13 protein-coding genes and 1 tRNA gene are annotated in these 17,313 nt (G+C 56.9%); 8 read left to right on the forward strand and 6 right to left on the reverse strand.

What is annotated here, in order from left to right; genetic code table 11:
* Positions 1–11: 11 nt before the first annotated feature.
* A complete protein-coding gene (locus B9Z42_RS02780; protein WP_100131844.1) occupies positions 12–848 on the reverse strand; it encodes a creatininase family protein in 837 nt (278 codons plus the stop codon).
* 73 nt (positions 849–921) lie between these two features.
* On the opposite strand from B9Z42_RS02780, the gene B9Z42_RS02785 reads away from it, so the two are divergent.
* The 3 genes from B9Z42_RS02785 (at position 922) to priA (ending at position 6,843) form a co-directional block, all read left to right on the forward strand.
* Positions 922–3,216, forward strand: coding sequence for a protein-disulfide reductase DsbD (locus tag B9Z42_RS02785; protein WP_100131845.1), 2,295 nt, complete (start codon positions 922–924; stop codon positions 3,214–3,216).
* A 70-nt stretch (positions 3,217–3,286) separates the two neighbouring features.
* Positions 3,287–4,393 carry a uroporphyrinogen decarboxylase gene (gene hemE, locus B9Z42_RS02790; protein WP_369806823.1) on the forward strand — a complete coding sequence of 369 codons (1,107 nt, stop codon included), beginning with the start codon at positions 3,287–3,289 and terminating at the stop codon, positions 4,391–4,393.
* 350 nt (positions 4,394–4,743) lie between these two features.
* Positions 4,744–6,843, forward strand: coding sequence for a primosomal protein N' (gene priA / locus B9Z42_RS02795; RefSeq protein WP_100131772.1), 2,100 nt, complete (start codon positions 4,744–4,746; stop codon positions 6,841–6,843).
* A 2-nt stretch (positions 6,844–6,845) separates the two neighbouring features.
* On the opposite strand, the gene B9Z42_RS02800 is transcribed toward priA, so the two are convergent.
* Entirely contained in the window at positions 6,846–7,814 is a 969-nt protein-coding gene (locus B9Z42_RS02800) for an AEC family transporter (RefSeq protein ID WP_100131773.1), read from the reverse strand.
* Positions 7,815–7,877: 63 nt separating this feature from the next.
* Between B9Z42_RS02800 and B9Z42_RS02805 the strand changes: the two genes are divergently transcribed.
* Together B9Z42_RS02805 and B9Z42_RS02810 are read left to right on the forward strand one after the other, a co-directional pair.
* Positions 7,878–9,965: an ATP-dependent helicase gene (locus B9Z42_RS02805; RefSeq protein WP_100131846.1), complete on the forward strand. Its 2,088-nt coding sequence runs from the start codon at positions 7,878–7,880 to the stop codon at positions 9,963–9,965.
* A gap of 72 nt (positions 9,966–10,037) precedes the next feature.
* The gene (locus tag B9Z42_RS02810; RefSeq protein WP_100131774.1) at positions 10,038–10,418 is read left to right on the forward strand and encodes a VOC family protein; all 381 of its coding nucleotides are present in this window, start codon (positions 10,038–10,040) and stop codon (positions 10,416–10,418) included.
* Positions 10,419–10,513: 95 nt separating this feature from the next.
* On the opposite strand, the gene B9Z42_RS02815 is transcribed toward B9Z42_RS02810, so the two are convergent.
* The 3 genes from B9Z42_RS02815 to B9Z42_RS02825 form a co-directional block, all read right to left on the reverse strand.
* On the reverse strand, positions 10,514–11,506 hold the full coding sequence (locus B9Z42_RS02815) for a tripartite tricarboxylate transporter substrate binding protein (RefSeq protein WP_100131775.1): 993 nt from the start codon (positions 11,504–11,506) through the stop codon (positions 10,514–10,516).
* A 28-nt stretch (positions 11,507–11,534) separates the two neighbouring features.
* On the reverse strand, positions 11,535–13,103 hold the full coding sequence (locus B9Z42_RS02820; RefSeq protein ID WP_100131776.1) for a class I adenylate-forming enzyme family protein: 1,569 nt from the start codon (positions 13,101–13,103) through the stop codon (positions 11,535–11,537).
* 138 nt (positions 13,104–13,241) lie between these two features.
* Positions 13,242–13,317, reverse strand: a tRNA-Phe gene (locus tag B9Z42_RS02825).
* A gap of 364 nt (positions 13,318–13,681) precedes the next feature.
* Here B9Z42_RS02825 and B9Z42_RS02830 point away from each other — a divergent pair.
* The 3 genes from B9Z42_RS02830 to xerC all read left to right on the forward strand — a co-directional run bounded on the left by B9Z42_RS02830 (position 13,682) and on the right by xerC (position 16,822).
* Entirely contained in the window at positions 13,682–14,320 is a 639-nt protein-coding gene (locus B9Z42_RS02830; RefSeq protein ID WP_100131777.1) for a hypothetical protein, read from the forward strand.
* Positions 14,321–14,466: 146 nt separating this feature from the next.
* Positions 14,467–15,396 carry a hypothetical protein gene (locus B9Z42_RS02835; protein ID WP_143474022.1) on the forward strand — a complete coding sequence of 310 codons (930 nt, stop codon included), beginning with the start codon at positions 14,467–14,469 and terminating at the stop codon, positions 15,394–15,396.
* Positions 15,397–15,520: 124 nt separating this feature from the next.
* Complete coding sequence (xerC, locus tag B9Z42_RS02840) at positions 15,521–16,822, forward strand: tyrosine recombinase XerC (RefSeq protein WP_233203494.1); 1,302 nt, start codon at positions 15,521–15,523, stop codon at positions 16,820–16,822.
* A 47-nt stretch (positions 16,823–16,869) separates the two neighbouring features.
* Here xerC and B9Z42_RS02845 read toward each other — a convergent pair whose 3' ends face one another.
* A complete protein-coding gene (locus tag B9Z42_RS02845) occupies positions 16,870–17,175 on the reverse strand; it encodes a restriction endonuclease subunit S (protein WP_143474023.1) in 306 nt (101 codons plus the stop codon).
* Positions 17,176–17,313 lie beyond the last annotated feature (138 nt).

Here is a 17,313-nt window from a genome sequence, read left to right on the forward strand (position 1 = left end):
ACGCCTGCGCACTAAACGCGCACTGTGCTTAACGGCAAGACCACCAGCTCTTTGAGCAGCAACGCCAACTGCTCGCCAGCACTGTGCACCAGCGCCTCGCCCTTGAGGGCGGTGGCACCGGCGGCGTCTCCTGCGGCACCCTGCGGGTTGTAGTCTTGCATGTGCCAGCCCAGCTTGGCGCTTTTGCCATTGCCCAAAATGGCATAGTGCTTGGCGCGGTCTTGCGAGGTGGACGAGAAGTTTTGCGCTGCCGACATGGTCACGCGCTCCGGGGAAAGCGCCAGCATCATCGACGTTTCGATGTCACCCGCATGGATACCAAACCGATGCTCGTCCGTAGAGAACTGGTCCATCACCGAAGAATCGATTGGCAAGTTGTACCAACTGCTGCTGTAAACAATCAAGCCATGCTGTGCACGCAACTCGCGCGCCACCACATCCATCAGCCCCACATTGCCGCCGTGCGCATTGAACATCAGCAACTTCTTAACCCCTGCGCGCGCCACAGACGCGCCGATATCGCACCACACTTGAATCAAGGTTTGCGGCGACAGATGCAAAGTGCCCGCAAACGCGGTGTGCTCGGTGCTCAAGCCCAGTGTTTGTGTGGGCAACACCAACACGGGATCTGCAACATCCAAATGCGTCAAAGCGGCCTTCACCACACCCTCGACCAACACGGTATCCACCGATAAGGGCAAATGCGGCCCGTGCTGCTCGGTCGCACCCAAAGGCAACACGGCGACAGTTCTGCTCGGATCAAGCGCCGAAAAGTCTCGGGTATTGAGCTCGGCCCAAAAGTGCGATGCCAAGGGCTGGTGTGTGGGTGTGCTGGTGTGCGCCGTCATGAACCGCATCTTACTTTCACCCCATGGCTTGGCATCAGGGCGCAACAAGCCGCAGCTGGGTAACATCTGGCGCATGCTTCAATTTGTTTCTCGCCTGCTGACCGTTGCCCGCCCTCACCGGGCCCTCGCTCGCTTGAAAGCCATGTTGCCCCATGCGCTGACCACCATGCTTTGTCTCGCATGGGCATTTGCCGTGCCCAGTTATGGACAAACCCTGGCCAGTTCGGTGGTCACCACGCCCCAGCTGCGCGCCGAACTCTTGGCCCACGCACCGCAAGGCGTGCAAGCTGGCCAGCCGCTTTGGGTAGGTTTACAACTCACCCACCAGCCTGATTGGCACACGTATTGGCGCAACCCGGGTGACTCAGGTTTGCCCACGCAAATTGAACTCAACTTACCCGCTGGCATCACCGCAGGCGAGATCCAATGGCCGCTGCCGCACAAGCTCAAAGCAGGCAACCTGACCAATTACGGCTTTGAGAAAACCGTCTTGCTGGCTGTGCCTCTCACCGTATCCAGCCAATTCAAACCCAACGCATCCCAAACGCTTGACATTCAGGCACGCGCCAGTTGGCTGGTGTGCCGCCTCGAATGCATTCCGCAAGAGGGGGACTTTGCCTTACGCATTCCTATCAACAGCAGTTACGCCACCCATGCGCCCTCATTTGACGCGTTGATGGCAGAGCAGCCTCAATCGCTACCCAGCTTCAGGGCCCGCAGCCACTTTGAGGCGCAGCGTTTGGTGCTGGAAGTCAGTGGCTTGCCCGTGTCACTGCAGGGCAAAACGCTGAACGTGTTTCCAAACGCAGCCGAATTGGTAGCGTCTGCCACTGACCAGCATCCAAGAGCCCAACAAGCCTGGCGGGACGATGTCTGGACCGTTGAATTGCCGCTGAGCGGCCTACGTCTCAACGACCCCAAACAATTCGATTTTTTACTCACTGGGGGTGAAGGCAAGGCGCGTCTAGGCTTTCTCGTTTCAGCCCCCGTCACACAGGCTTGGCCTGCCGTCTCGGATTTACCAAGTACCGAAACGCTCGCCGTCGGCGGTACCACTGAAAAGGCCATCGGAGCTGACAGCGTGTCGAGCGCCGAGGGCGTTGCTGGTTTCGCCTTGGCCCTGGTCGGCGCGTTCATCGGCGGACTCATCCTCAACCTCATGCCTTGCGTGCTGCCCGTCTTGGCCATCAAATTGCTGGGGTTTGCACAGCACAGCCACGCACATCGGGCACACCGTGTTGCCGGTTTGGCCTACACCGCAGGCGTGGTGCTGAGTTTCTTGGCACTGGGCGCTGGCGTGTTGGCCTTGCGTGCCGCAGGCGAGCAACTGGGCTGGGGTTTTCAGCTGCAGTCACCGTGGGTGGTGAGTGTGCTGGCGGCTTTCTTCACGCTGATCGCGCTGAATTTGTTCGGCCTGTTTGATTTTGGGCAAATCTTGCCCTCACGCGTCGCCAGTTTTCAACACCAACGCCCCGTCATGGACGCTGCACTCTCTGGTGTTTTGGCGGTCGCCGTCGCATCCCCTTGCACAGCCCCCTTCATGGGCGCCTCGTTGGGACTGGCGATGATCTTACCCACTTGGCAAGCCCTCACCATTTTTGCTGCCATGGGCTTGGGGCTCGCAGCGCCTTATTTGCTGGCCAGCTTCGTGCCAGCGTTGGCGCGCCTGCTGCCCAAACCAGGCGCTTGGATGGTCACGCTGCGCCAACTCTTGGCTTTCCCCATGCTCGCCACCGTGGTGTGGCTGCTGTGGGTGCTGGGCCAACAAACCAGCTTGGACGCGGCCATGTTTGCGCTGGGCGGCCTGCTGGTGCTGGCGGCCTTCATCTGGGCCCTGAAGCAACACACCTTTGCCGCACGGGGTTTGGCCGGATTACTTGCCGCTGCCTTGGTTTGGGGCGCGCTGAGCTTTGCTGACGAACTGAAAGCGCCAGCGAACAGTGCAACACCAACAAGCACCTCCCCCACCAACACCAACGATCCACAGGGACTCACCACGCTTTGGCAGCCATGGTCCGAATCCGCCGTGGCACAGAGCTTGAACCAAGGTCGCCCCGTGTTTGTGGACTTCACGGCCGCGTGGTGCGTCACGTGCCAAATCAACAAAAAATCCACGCTGTCCAGCAGCGCCGTGATGGCCGACTTTGCCGCCCACCAAGTCACCCTTTTGCGCGCCGACTGGACGCGTCGCGACCCTGCCATCACAGCCGCACTTACTGCCTTGGGCCGCAGCGGCGTTCCGGTGTACGTGCTGTATGCGCCTGGCAAGGATCCGCTGGTGCTCTCGGAGTTGCTGAGCGTGCGCAAAATGCACGAAGCACTCGCCACCTTGCCTGCCGCCAACCCAGTCAGTCCTGCGCCAAAATGAAATTAACGTTCTCCACCCTCGGGAATGCCGCAGCATCCCACCCAGCAGCCGATTCGGCCACAATATGACCATGTTTGCACCACTCCAAAACGACACCTTTTTGCGCGCTTGCATGCGCCAAGCCACTGACCACACCCCCGTTTGGCTGATGCGCCAAGCAGGTCGCTATTTGCCCGAGTACTGCGCCACGCGCGCCAAGGCTGGCAGTTTCATGGGCTTGGCCACCAACACCGACTTCGCCACCGAAGTCACCTTGCAGCCGCTCGAGCGCTACCCGCTCGATGCCGCCATTTTGTTCAGCGACATCTTGACCGTGCCCGACGCCATGGGCTTGGGCTTGAGTTTTGCGCAAGGCGAAGGCCCCAAGTTTGCGAAAAACGTGCGTGACGAAGCCGCCGTGAATGAGTTGGCCGTGCCCGACATGGCCAAGCTGCGTTATGTGTTTGACGCTGTCACCTCCATCCGCAAAGCTTTGAATGGCCGAGTGCCGTTGATTGGCTTCTCAGGCAGCCCTTGGACTTTGGCGTGCTACATGGTCGAAGGCGCGGGCTCAGACGACTACCGCCAAGTCAAAAGCCTGATGTACAGCCGCCCCGACCTGATGCACCGCATTTTGAAAATCAACGCCGACGCGGTCGCCCTGTACCTCAACACCCAAATCGAAGCCGGCGCTCAAGCGGTGATGATTTTTGACAGCTGGGGCGGTGTGCTGGCCGATGGCATGTTCCAACAGTTCAGCCTGGCCTACACCAAGCGTGTGCTGGCGCAACTCAAACGCTCGCAAGATGGCGCCGTCATTCCCCGCTTGGTTTTCACCAAAGGGGGTGGCTTGTGGCTGCCCGAAATGGCGGACCTCGACTGCGAAGTGCTGGGCGTGGACTGGACGGTCAACTTGACCACAGCACGCGCGCAAGTGGGCGGTACTGTCGGCGGAACTGGCAAAGCGTTGCAAGGCAACTTAGACCCCAACTCGCTGTTCGCCCCTGCAAACGCCATTGCGGCCGAAGCCCGACGCGTGTTGGACGCTTTTGGCAAGCCCCACACTGACAAGACCACAACCGGCCCCACACAAATTTTCAACTTAGGTCACGGCATCAGCCAATTTACGCCGCCTGAGAACGTCGGTGTGTTGGTCGAGACGGTGCACAGCCACTCCCGTGCCTTGCGTCAAAACTGAGCCCAAAACTCAGGGGATTTTGACGCCTGGTGCACAAAAGTTTTACTCGCACCTGTGACTTATGCACAAAAAAGCTGCTCCCGTGCACCAACATGAAGTTTTATAAACATCATTTAAAAAACTTCTTTAAAAATCGTAACTCCTTGATTTATATAGGTTTCTGAAGCTGCTTTTTTTTCGTGCAATTTATCCAAAGCCTGTATTCATGGGCCTTTGCGATGCCCTGAGGTGAGATATCAACAAAGTTATCCACAGAAAACTTGAACTTGCCCTGAACTTGTTTTAAATCAACGACTTAAAGCGTTTTCTCCCAAAACACCTGAACAAAGTATCCCAACTACCCCCTTGACATGTCGCATCCAACCTCAGTGATGGTTCACACCCCCGCGCACAGCGGCCTAAGTGGGGCACTCACCTACGAGAGCGATATCGTCCTCGATCCCGGCACTTTGGTACGTGTCCCACTGGGCAGCCGTGAATTGCTTGGCGTGGTTTGGGGAGATGCGCCACCTGTTGACCCCGCAGCACAAGCGCCCCTGCAACTGCGCGCCATCGCCAGCGTGCTTGAAGGCCTCGCCCCCTTGAGTGCGCATTGGCGGCAGTTGGTCCAGTTTGCAGCCCGCTATTACCAGCGCAGTGCGGGTGAAGTGGCTTTGGCATCTTTGCCTAGCCAATTGCGTGATCTCAGTGCCGAGCAATGGGCGCGTCGCTTGATGCGCAAACCCAAGCCACCTCTTGCCAATGATGCGCCTCTGCAAGCTATCCCCAAGCCCACTGACGAACAAGCCCACGTGCTGGCGGAAATTGGTGCGCAAAAAGGCCCGTTCTTGTTGTTTGGCAACACAGGCAGCGGCAAAACCGAGGTGTATTTGCGTGCGGCTCAAGCTTTGTTAGAACGCGACCCACACGCGCAAATTTTGGTGATGGTGCCCGAAATCAACCTCACCCCCCAGCTGGAGGAACGCTTTCGCGCCCGCTTCGCGCCGCAGTGGGGGCCCGAGTGCTTGGTGGCCATGCACAGCAGCCTCACCCCCGCGCAGCGCCTGAAAAACTGGCTGGCTGCGCACAGCGGCGAAGCGCGCATTGTGTTGGGCACGCGCATGGCCGTGTTTGCGTCGATGCCGCATTTGCAGCTCATCGTGGTCGATGAAGAACACGACCCCAGCTACAAACAGCAAGAGGGCGCGCGTTACTCGGCCCGCGACTTGGCCATCTACCGCGGGCAGCTCGAAGGTGCCAAAGTGATTTTGGGTTCGGCAACGCCTTCATTGGAGAGCTGGCATCACAGTCGCCCCGCCACCACCTCTGAGCCCGCAGGCCGCTACATGCGCTTGGCGATGCCCTCACGCGTGGGCCAAGGTGCGTTGCCTTTGGTGCGCCGCGTGGACATGAACCGTCAGCCCTACAAAACGGTGTTCTCCAACCACCTGCTCGACGCCATGCGTGAGCGCCTGACACGTGGCGAACAAATCTTGGTGTTGCTCAACCGCCGTGGCTACGCTCCCGTGCTCCATTGCAACGACTGCGGCTGGAAAAGCGAATGCCCGCATTGCAGTGCCTTTCGTGTGTTCCACAAACTCGACCGCACCCTGCGCTGCCACCACTGCGGCTTCACGCAGCCGGTACCGCGAGCGTGTCCGACTTGCGGCAACTTAGACATCAGCCCCTTGGGGCGCGGCACCGAACAACTCGAAGAGCACTTGGCCGATCTGTTAGCCGATGTATGCCGGCCTGACGGCGAGCCCATCCGCATCGCCCGCATCGACGCCGACAGCACGCGCCTCAAAGGCGAGCTCGAGCGCCAGCTGGCCGAAGTGCACGCAGGCGCGGTGGACGTTCTGGTGGGCACGCAGATGATTGCCAAGGGCCATGATTTCAGGCGCGTCACGTTGGTGGCCGCGCTCAACACCGACGGTGCTTTGTTCTCCAGCGACTTCCGTGCACCTGAGCGTTTGTTCAGCTTGCTCATGCAAGCCGCAGGTCGTGCGGGACGCGACGCCAACATGCAGTTGGTCAGCCCGTGTGAAATGTGGGTGCAAAGCCACCACCCGCTGCACCCACTCTTCGAAGCGCTCAAGCAACACGACTACCCCGCTTTTGCCGAGCAGCAGCTCAAAGAACGCGAGCAAGCCACCTTGCCGCCCTTCAGCTTCCAAGCCTTGGTCCGTGCAGAGGCGCGCAACCAAGAAGCCGCACAAGACTTTTTAAACGCCGCACGCGATGCAGGCGCGGCATTGGCCGATGAACTATTGGTGGACTTGTACCCAGCCGTACCCATGACCATTCAGCGCGTGGCCAACATCGAGCGCGCACAGATGTTGATTGAGTGCACCTCGCGCAAAGCGCTGCAACATTTCTTGGCCCATTGGCAGGCCGATTTGCACGCCATGCGCAGCGCGCATCGGCAGGTGATTCGCTGGGCGGTGGACGTCGACCCACTGGCTATTTAATGTCAGGGGTGCAGAATCGCCACAGCGCCTGAAAAGGTAAAAAATGCAGCAGCAGTGGTGACCAAAATAATCCGGGCAATACGTCCCGTGTCCGCCTCAAAGCGCTCCGACAGCAGCGCCACATTGCTCGCACTGGGCAAGGCCGCCACCAACACCACCACCATCAGCGTGAAACGATCCATCGTGTAGCCCAGCTGGTTCACGGTGATTAACACCAGCAACACCAAGACCGGATGCAACACCAACTTGATAAAAACCACAGGCACGTAGTCGCGCCACACAATGGGCGCATGCCCAGTTTCTTTCACACGGATTTGAGAACGCGCCAGCACAGCACCAATCGTGAACAAGGCCACGGGCGATGCGGCATCGGCCAGCAAACCCACGGTCTTGGCAAATGGCCCCATCAATTGATAGCCCAGCGCAGACGACAACGCGCCCAAACTGATGGCCCAAGGCATGGGGTTGATCAACACGCCTTTGAGAGCGCTTTTGGCCGCTCGCGCCGCCCCGTGTTCATCCGCACCATCTAAGCGAGACAAGGCAATGCACAGGGAGGCGGTGAACACCAAGTCCACCACGATGGTCACGATGGCTGGCCCTGCTGCGCCCGTACCCAACAAGGCCACCAACAAGGGCACCCCCATGAAGCCAGTGTTGGGAAAAGCGCCCACCAAGGCGCCAAACGCGGCATCGTTCCAGCCAATACGACGGTTCAAACTCACCGCGACCAAAAACGCCACCATCAGCAAGGCGCACAGCAAATACGCCACAAACAAGGTGGGGTCGAGCAACTGCACGATGGGTGTGCTCTCGCCAAATCGGTAGAGCATGCAAGGCAGCGCAAAGTACAGCACAAAACCATTCAAACCTGGAATGGCCTCGAGGGGCAACATGCGCCGATGCCCAGCCACAAAGCCTGCCAAGATGAGCGCGAAGAAAGGGAAAGTAACAAGAAGAATATTCAGCACACGGGTATTTTGCCTTGAAGCCCGACCGGTATCATGGTCGGCTCCAACACAACCGTCCCTCGAATGTCCGCTGGCCTGAATCTCGCGCAACAAGAAGCCGTCAATTTCTTGCACGGTCCTTGTTTGGTGTTGGCGGGCGCAGGCTCGGGCAAAACGCGGGTGATCACACACAAGATTGGCCGCCTGATTCAAGCGGGCTGCGAGCCGGACCGTATCGCGGCCATCACCTTTACCAACAAAGCCGCCACCGAGATGCGCGAACGCGCCAAGGACTTGATCGGCCGCGCCGCCAAAGACGTGCTGATTTGCACCTTCCACGCGTTGGGCGTGCGCATGCTGCGCCAAGACGGCGGCGTGATGGGCCTGAAACCCCAGTTCAGCATCATGGACAGCTCGGACGTGACGGGCATCTTGAAAGACGCCGGTGGCACCTCCGACGCCGCCACAGCGCGCACCTGGCAATGGACCATCAGCCTCTGGAAAAACATGGGCCTCAACTCAGCCCAAGCGATGGCCATCGCCAAAGACGACAACGAACGCATCATTGCCAAGATCATGGCGCGCTACGAAGAGCGTTTGAGCGCTTACCAAAGTGTGGACTTTGACGACCTGATCGGCATGCCGCTGAAACTTCTGCAAGAGCACGAAGAAGTGCGCCTCAAATGGCAAGCCCAGCTTGGCCATGTGCTGGTCGACGAGTACCAAGACACCAACGCCACCCAATACGAAGTGCTCAAGTGCTTGGTGGGCGACAAAGCGCGCTTTACCGCTGTGGGTGATGATGACCAGTCCATTTACGGCTGGCGTGGCGCCACGCTGGACAACTTGCGCAAACTGCCGCAAGACTTCCCCAGCCTCAAGGTCATCAAGCTGGAGCAAAACTACCGCTCCACCAGCGCGATTTTGCGGGCCGCCAACAACGTGATTCAGCCCAACCCCAAGCTGTTTCCAAAAACCCTGTTCTCAGAACTGGGTGAAGGCGAGCCCGTGCGTGTGGTCGATGCCGACACCGAAGAGCACGAAGCCGAGCGCATGGTGGCCCGCATTCAGTCGCTACGCTCAGGCACCGACACCTCAGCTGGCGGCCAATACAAAGAGCTCAAAGACTTTGCAGTGCTCTACCGCGCCAACCACCAAGCCCGTGTGCTCGAAAAGGCCCTGCGCAAAGCGCAAATTCCGTACAAAGTGTCAGGCGGGCAAAGCTTTTTTGACCGCGCCGAAATTCGCGACCTGTGCGCTTGGCTGCGTCTATGGGTGAACAACAACGACGACCCCGCTTTTTTGCGCGCCATCACCACGCCCAAGCGCGGCATTGGGCACCAAACCTTGGCCAGCCTGGGCGAGTTTTCGAGCAAATACAAACTCAGCATGTTTGAAGCATTGTTCAGCAACAGCTTGCCATCGGTCTTGAGCGCACGCGCCATGGGCAGCCTGCACGAGTTTGGCCGCTACGTGAACGACCTCGAATACCGCGCCCGCCAAACCCTAGGCGCCGAAGACGCACGCGCGTTTTTGACCGACTGGCTCAAAGACATTGACTACGAAAAGCACCTCTACGACGGCGAAGAAAGCGAAAAACTCGCCGCCTCCAAATGGTCGAACGTGATGGACTTTTGCGACTGGATGGCCCAGCGTTGTGGCGGCCAGCTGGATGACGCCGCTGGCGTGAGCCTTGGCAACGAGGTGAAGAGCCTGCTGGAAGTGGCGCAAACCATCGCCTTGCTGTCCACCCTGACGCAACAGGAGAAAGACCAAAACGTGGTCACCCTCTCCACGCTGCACGCCTCCAAAGGTTTGGAATGGCCACACGTCATGCTGGTGGGCGTCACCGAAGGCATGTTGCCGTTCCGACTCGACGATGAGCCAGGCAATGAGCACACCAACGAAAACATCGCCACGCGCCTGCAAGAAGAACGCCGCCTGATGTACGTGGGCATCACCCGCGCCCAGCGCACGCTGGCCGTGAGCTGGTCACGCAAACGCAAAAAAGGCCGCGAGATGGTGGCGGTACAACCCAGCCGCTTCATCGCCGAAATGGGCTTGGACAAAAACACGGTCAAAGAAGACCCGCGCGAAAAACTCAAAGCACTGCGCGCCGAGTTTGCCAAGCGCGCGACGGCCGCATCGGCGGAGAGTGCTGCGGCGAAGTAACCGAAGCCATTGAAGTCACGGGCCTTGCGCATAATCCACACGTCATCACAACCAACCAACTAGGAGAATCACATGTTCAGTCACGTCATGGTGGGCGTCAAAGATTTAGACGCCTCGAAGAAGTTTTACGACGCCGTGCTCGGCACATTGGGGCACGCCCCCGGCGTGGCCAACAACAACCGCTACTTCTACCGCAGCCCCACCGGCACATTTGGCATCACCACGCCCATCAATGGCGAACCTGCCACGCACGGCAACGGCAGCACCATTGGTTTTACAGCTCAGTCCGTGGAGCAAGGCGAAGCGTTCCACGCAGCGGGCGTGGCCAACGGTGGTGTGACCTGCGAAGACCCCCCGGACTTTCGCAGCACGCCCGCAGGCCAGCTGTTCTTGGCCTACTTGCGTGACCCAGACGGCAACAAGATCTGCGTCCTGCACCGGCCAGCTAAATAACGCGTCATAGAGCTTTGCCTTTAGTGCGAAGCTTTTTCACGCAACGCACGACGGGCTTTGCTTTGCATCCAGCCCTTTGTGAGCAAGGGCTGAACTCAATCAATCTTGGCGCCGGTGGACTTCACCACCGCAGACCAACGCGTGATTTCGCGATCGATGTGGGCTTGCAACATGTCAGGCGTGGACCCCACGGGCTCGTAACCGCTTGCGGCCAACTGAGCCTGAACCTGAGGTTGACGCAACGCGGTGGCGATCTCGCGACTCAAGCGCTGCTTGATGTCATTGGGCATCCCTGCAGGGGCAATGATGGCGTACCAGCCCGTCACGTCGAAGCCTGCGATGCCCTGCTCCTGCACTGTTGACACCTCAGGTGCCAGTGCCGAACGCTGCGCGCTGGTCACCGCAAGCGCGGAGAAGTTTCCGCTGCGAATTTGCGGCATCGAGGTCGAAATACTGTCGAAGGTCAAGTCAATGTCGCCCGCGAGCATGGCGTTGACCACCCCCGCACTGCCCTTGTAGGGCACATGCGTCATCTTGATGCCGGCAATGCTGCTGAAGTACTCGGCAGCGAGGTGACCCGTGTTGCCATTTCCCGCCGAACCAAAGGTGAGTTGACCTGGCGCGGCCTTGGCAGCCCGCACCAATTCGTTCATGTTCTTGGCGGCAAGCTTGCGGCTTCCCGCCACCACCATGGGCAAATTCGCGACCAGCGACACCGGCGTGAAGTCCTTGCGCGTGTCGTAGGGGAGCTTGGGGTAAAGGCTGTGGTTGATGGCGTGCGCTGCCAGCACCATGAGCACGGTATAGCCATCGGGCTGCGCGCGCGCCACGTACTGCGAAGCCAGTGTGCCTCCTGCGCCAGCTTTGTATTCGAGCACCACGGGCTGACCCAGTTGCTGCTGCAACTGCACAGCAAGCGGTCGGCCCAGCAGATCAGCGCTTCCACCGGGTGGGTAAGGAATCACAAGCTGAATAGGTTTAACGGGCCACGCTTTGTCAGCATGCGCCAGCGGTGAGAGCAACGCGATGGTGATCAGCGTCAGACTGGCGATGAGGGTGCGGCGCAGCCGCGCAGATCGATTGAACATGGTGTTGTCTCCGTCTTTGTTTAAAAAATTATGGGGTGTTGGCCGTCATCTGCACGTATTGCTCACGCAACTGGCGCTTGAGCACTTTGCCAATCTCACTGCGGGGCAAAAACCCAACAAGTCGCACATCCGCCACGCGTTGGGTCTTACCCACTCGCCCGTTCAGCCATTCGCGCAAGGCCTGCGCCTCGGGTTGTGTGTCTGCACGCGGGACCACGAAGGCCACTGGGGTCTCACCCCACTGCTCGGAAGGGGCGCCGACCACCGCACATTCATACACATCAGGGTGTTGCGTCAATACGTCTTCGATGTCGCATGGGTACACGTTAAAACCGCCTGTGATGATCATGTCTTTCATGCGGTCGCCCAACACGATGAAGCCATCCTCATCCATCCGGCCCACGTCGCCACTGCGTATAAAGCGCTTGCCTTGCGCATCGAACCACTCAGCCTCGCGCGTCTTCTCGGGCAAGTTGTAATAGCCCGTCATCATCCCAGCAGATTGACCCACGATCTCCCCGAGTTCACCCGTCGGGATCTGCTGCCCCTGATCGTTGATAAAACGAAGGTCGGCACCCTCGCCAGGACGGCCCACGGTATGCAACTTGTGGGGGAAATCATGGCAGTGCAACTCGCAGCGCACACCGCCCTCGGTCAGCCCGTAGTACTCAATCAGTCGTCCTGGCCAACGCTGCAACACCTCCGCCTTGAGCTTGGCACTGAACGGCGCGCTGGTACAAAATTTGTGCTGCAGCCGACTCAAATCGGTGTCGTTAAAAGACGGGCAAGCCATCAAACGCAGGTACTGCACAGGAACCAGCATGGTGTGTGTAGCGCCGTGCTGCACAGCCAAATGCAAGTACTGCGCTGCATCAAACTTGCCCATTAGCACCAGCGTACCGCCCAATGCCAGCGTTGGCAGCGCAGCCACCAACGTGGTGTTGGAATACAGCGGCGTGGCACACAACGAGATGGCTTGAGGGCCATAGCCATTGGCCAAAGCGCGGCGCACATGCGCCCATCTCATGGCCCAGGATTGCACAATGCCCTTAGGTACACCCGTGGTGCCTGATGAGTAAATGACGTTGAAAGGCCAGTCGGGCGCAGGCGTTATCGGAGCGGGCGCCCGCTCATCTGTGGCCAACCAGTCAGACCAAAGCTCACCCGCCTCAGGTGAGTCATCCAGCGCCACACATCTCAGCGAACTATCTGCATGCAAAGGCCATTGCAAAGCCACCGCGCGATCGCGCAACACCAAGCGCGCGCCAGAGTTTTTCAGCATGGCACTCAAGTGTTCGGCTGTAGCAGATGGCGCAAGGGGTGCCACGGCCACACCGGCGCGCAGTGCGCCGAAGTAAGCCATCACGTATTCGATGGAGGTGCCCGCACAAATGGCCAACACATCACCAGGACCCAAACCTTCGCGCTGCAGGCTGGCCGCCACCCGATCCATCCCGACTCGGAGCGCGGCATAGCTAATACGCTGCTCACCAAGGATCACGGCAGTGTGTTGCGGTTGATGCGTGGCTTGTAGCGCAATCAACTCGGGCAATGAACCAAACGGCTGTGCAAGCAAGTGGTCGATAGCTGGGTGCATAAAAATAAAAAGATGATAGAGAAACTACCGCAACATAGCATCAGGGTTTCACGCTAGTTAAGTTCGTAATTTTCGAATCCAGCCATAAGACGCCCAAAGAAAAACCCCGTAGTCTCTTGCGAAACTACGGGGTGTATCTGGTGGCCTGGACGGGAATCGAACCTGTGACACGCGGATTTTCAATCCGCTGCTCTACCAACTGAGCTACCGGGCCGGTAAGGGTGAAATTGTAGCAGGACTTTTCCGTGGAGATGCCAGCTGCGGCCAAAAAAGTGTGTCACCGACTGGATCATTCCGTGGCTGTCATTTCGCTGTGCCAGCGTCTTAGCGCAGGCATTGCACACTTTTTAAGCACCGTACGGGGTGGGGATGCGTTACCGGCTTGAGGTTGCGCGGGGTGGGCAAGCGTAAAGAAAATTGACGCTGGTGCGGAGGCTTTTGGGGGGCTTGAAATTCTGGATATTGATCCAATTTAATTACCAACCCATGTCCGAACGTTCTGTTGTCGAAGCTGTACTGGCCTTTGTCGATCGAACAGTAGGCACTTAACAACAATAGCAACTAGACGGGACAGAAGCTTGACATCAATCACCGATCATGAATATGCCGTTTTAGGGGGTGTCAATCGTGCCACGATCGGTCGATACCTCGCCATATTGTCAAGCTCCATCTCGGCAAGCCTAGTTTTTCTGGTGCTACAAGCTGACAGTCTCGCGAAGGGCATGGGCCTAAACGTAAATCTGCCGCCGACCATTCTTTCACTTGTCGGTGCCGGAACTGTTTACGCAGTGTTGTTCTGGATTCTTAAGCATCATGCGTGGAAGTGGCGACCAGTTGCTGCCTTGCTAAAAGTGCCAAACCTTTCAGGAAAGTGGATCTGCAAGGGTGAGAGCTTGGATCGAGATGGCAAAGTTGTTTACCAATGGGAAGCCGAGATCACAATTGTTCAATGCTGGGACAAGATACGTGTGCGGCTCAAAACTGGTCAATCGGGCTCCAACAGTCTTACAGCGGCTCTTGCACATGACATTGTTGATGGCTGGAAATTGCTATATCAGTACAAAAACGATCCGAGCATTGATCAACCCCAGCTTCATTCACATACCGGGACTTGTTGCGTGACTTTTTCCGAAGATTTGCAATCTTCCACAGCTGAATATTTCAACGGAGTTGGGCGAGCCACCTTTGGCAAGATGGCCTGGACGCGGACAAAATAATGGTTGCAAGTATCGACAAACGCTTACAGCAACTGCGAGTCCGTAGGGATGGATCGGTTCAAACGCTACTGACAGCCCCCAAGCCCGAAACATGGGAGTCCCGTGGCAGATCCAACCAACCCTCCACTCGCTACGCACTAGGAGCAATGCAAGCTGTGAGTGCGGACTACACTCGCGTCAGTATCGAGACCGCTAATCGAATTACCAATCAGCTGTCAAAAGCTGGTCTCAATGTTGAGTTTCGATTGCAAGGCTCTGTCCCTTTAGATGTTCACATCAAGGGTATCAGTGATGTTGATTTGCTGGCGCTGGAAAAAAGATTTTTGACGTACCACACAGCGGGCACCAAAGCTAAGCGCGGTTATTACAAATATCCTGCCCCACGAACTTCGGTCGAAGCTCTGCTTGCCCTCAGAGGGCAAATAGAGCCAGCGCTGCGAGCAGCTTTTCCCTCAGCAAATGTAGATATGAAAGGATCCAAAGCAGTCAAGATTTCTGGTGGATCATTGGCCCGCAGTGTAGATGTCGTACCTTCGCACTGGCTGGACACCATCTCATATCAAGATTCTGACGATGAGATCGACCGAGGCGTTTACGTTCTTGATTTGAAGAAGATGGCTACAGTTGAGAATCACCCTTTCTTACACATTGCGCTAATTAAATATCGCTGCGATCAAGTCAGCGGAGGACTTCGCAAAGCGATCCGACTTTGTAAAAACGTGAAGGCAGATTCAGATTCAACCATTTCGTTGCCTAGCTTTGATATTTCTGCGGTTATGTATCACGCAAATTTAGAAGCACTTAAGGTTGGTCGCTTGTTTGAACTTTCGATACTTTCTGAAACACAACGGCATCTCGACAACCTTGCATGCAACCACGATCTTGCAAGGACTCTTCTCGTACCGGATGGCAGCAGGAAGATCTTTGACACAACTGAAAAACTGCAGGGTCTCAATGAATTGTCAAAAGACATGGATGAACTCTTGAAATCCGTCTATGCAGAGAACACAACAAACCAGTTAGCCACCGGCAGCTTGAATGACATGAGAAATTTAGTATGTTATTTGACTGCATAAAAAAACCGAGCAAAACAACTTTTGATCTCAACGCGTCTCTGGTTAGATACTCTATCGCATAAATCCGTCCGGTTGCTCGGGCTGAAGGGCTGAAATTACGCTGCGCTTTTAGGAGCGTGCCAGCGTGAAATCCAACAAACAACCATTGCCTGTTGAGCAGCAGATTACCTTCAACCAGCCCAACCAATGCCTTACGCCCCAGAGCAACATCTTCCACCTCAAACTTGTGGGTGGGCGAAGTAGCGACAGTGATCGCCTGCATCACATGCGAGATGGTTGCTTAGTCTTGTACAAGCGAACGCAGAGCACCGTATGGCAAGTCAGGTTTAAGCTGTTTGATCAGAAGTGGCACCACTACACCACCAAACACAAGGACTTGGAATATGCGCGGCGCGTTGCCAGCACACTCTATGACCGTGCCAGATTCGCAGAGGAAATGGGACTGCCATTGCAGACCAAAACCTTCTGCGTCGTGGCTCAGGCTTGCTACAAACAGTTAGAACTGGAAATTGAACAAGGCATCAAACCACGGACCTGCGCTGACTATCAAAGGGTGATCCGCAAGTACTTGATTCCCTTTTTCGGCAAGCACAACCTGACCAACATTGACATCGCCACTGTGCGCAAATACGAACTGTGGCGCAATGAGCAAATGGGCACAGTGCCCAAGGCCAGTACCCTGATGACACATGCCAGTGCCTACAGTCGGATCATTGACTTGGCCATTGAGCGTGGATGGCTTTCAGCCAATACACCTGTACCTAGACTCAGTAGACGGGGTAAGAAAAGCGTGGCTCGCCCGGGTTTCACCGCTGAAGAGGTTCAACAACTCTTGGAATTTCTCAAGACTTGGGCTGATGGCGACGCACACCGACACACGGGTCGACAGATCAAATTGCTGTTGCGGGACTATGTGGAAGTATTGCTGGCAACGGGCATGCGTACGGGGCGTGAAAGCCTCAACATGCTGTGGCAGCACATTGAATGGCATCAGGTGAGTGAACAGCGATATCTTCGCATTTGGGTTAGCGGCAAGACGGGTGGTCGGTGGCTGATTGCCAAGCATCGTGCGGCAGAAGCATTGGCTCGGTTGGCTATGCGGCAGGAATCTGTTTCAATGACATTGGATGAAGCCATCGCTGCCAAGTTGCCACACAAAGTCTTTGCATTTGATGACGGCGCACAGCCCTATGGATTTCAGGGCACGTTCAAGCGCATGTTGGCTGCGGCAGGATTAAGTCGGGACATGAGCAGCGGGCAAGAGCGCACCTTGTATTCGTTGCGGCACACCTACGCCACTATGGAATTGCTGGCTGGTACAGACATTCACACACTGGCTAGGCAGATGGGTACATCCATCTTGATGCTGGAGAAGCACTATTCCAAGCTGACCGCAACCATGGCTGCTGGAAAGTTAGCTGATTAAGCGTCACTTTTTTTGACGCTCAAGACTGAGAGATATGCCTAACGCATTTAATAGGATGCAGGGGCGAATGCTTCTTTCAGTACGCTTTGAAGGATGTCTGCAGCGTGCGTGCGTGATTGTTCGATCTCCAGTTCTAGATCTCTGCAAGTACCCATTAGCGCTTCCACTCGCTCTACGATCTCAGCTTGCTCGGCAAGAGGCGGCATGGGGATCAAGAAGTCTCTTAAAGCTCCTAAATTTATCCCTTTATAAATAGCACCGCGAAGATTTGATTGAATCGTCGCCCAAAAGAATGGACTTAGAAGGGCATGCATGAAATAAATTTTATTAAGCGATTCGTGAAATGGAATCATGGCCACCTCCCGAGGGTGTCCCGAATTTTGTGTAAACGGAGCGAGTGTTAATTCGTCGGCATCCTTCCCTCAAACTGGATCGTAAATCGGTTCAGCACGGGCTTCCAGTTTTGCACCGGCATCGTCCACTTCTTGGCG

Origin of the sequence: Limnohabitans sp. B9-3 (assembly GCF_002778325.1) — a bacterium.
GTDB lineage: Bacteria > Pseudomonadota > Gammaproteobacteria > Burkholderiales > Burkholderiaceae_C > Limnohabitans > Limnohabitans kasalickyi.

Excerpts from the sequence above, each read along its gene's own strand:
- B9Z42_RS02780 (WP_100131844.1), bottom strand. The coding sequence starts at position 848 with ATGACGGCGCACACCAGCACACCCACACACCAGCCCTTGGCATCGCAC.
- B9Z42_RS02785 (WP_100131845.1), top strand. The coding sequence starts at position 922 with ATGCTTCAATTTGTTTCTCGCCTGCTGACCGTTGCCCGCCCTCACCGG.
- hemE (WP_369806823.1), top strand. The coding sequence starts at position 3,287 with ATGTTTGCACCACTCCAAAACGACACCTTTTTGCGCGCTTGCATGCGC.
- priA (WP_100131772.1), top strand. The coding sequence starts at position 4,744 with ATGTCGCATCCAACCTCAGTGATGGTTCACACCCCCGCGCACAGCGGC.
- B9Z42_RS02805 (WP_100131846.1), top strand. The coding sequence starts at position 7,878 with ATGTCCGCTGGCCTGAATCTCGCGCAACAAGAAGCCGTCAATTTCTTG.
- B9Z42_RS02810 (WP_100131774.1), top strand. The coding sequence starts at position 10,038 with ATGTTCAGTCACGTCATGGTGGGCGTCAAAGATTTAGACGCCTCGAAG.
- B9Z42_RS02815 (WP_100131775.1), bottom strand. The coding sequence starts at position 11,506 with ATGTTCAATCGATCTGCGCGGCTGCGCCGCACCCTCATCGCCAGTCTG.
- B9Z42_RS02820 (WP_100131776.1), bottom strand. The coding sequence starts at position 13,103 with ATGCACCCAGCTATCGACCACTTGCTTGCACAGCCGTTTGGTTCATTG.
- B9Z42_RS02835 (WP_143474022.1), top strand. The coding sequence starts at position 14,467 with ATGCAAGCTGTGAGTGCGGACTACACTCGCGTCAGTATCGAGACCGCT.
- B9Z42_RS02845 (WP_143474023.1), bottom strand. The coding sequence starts at position 17,175 with ATGATTCCATTTCACGAATCGCTTAATAAAATTTATTTCATGCATGCC.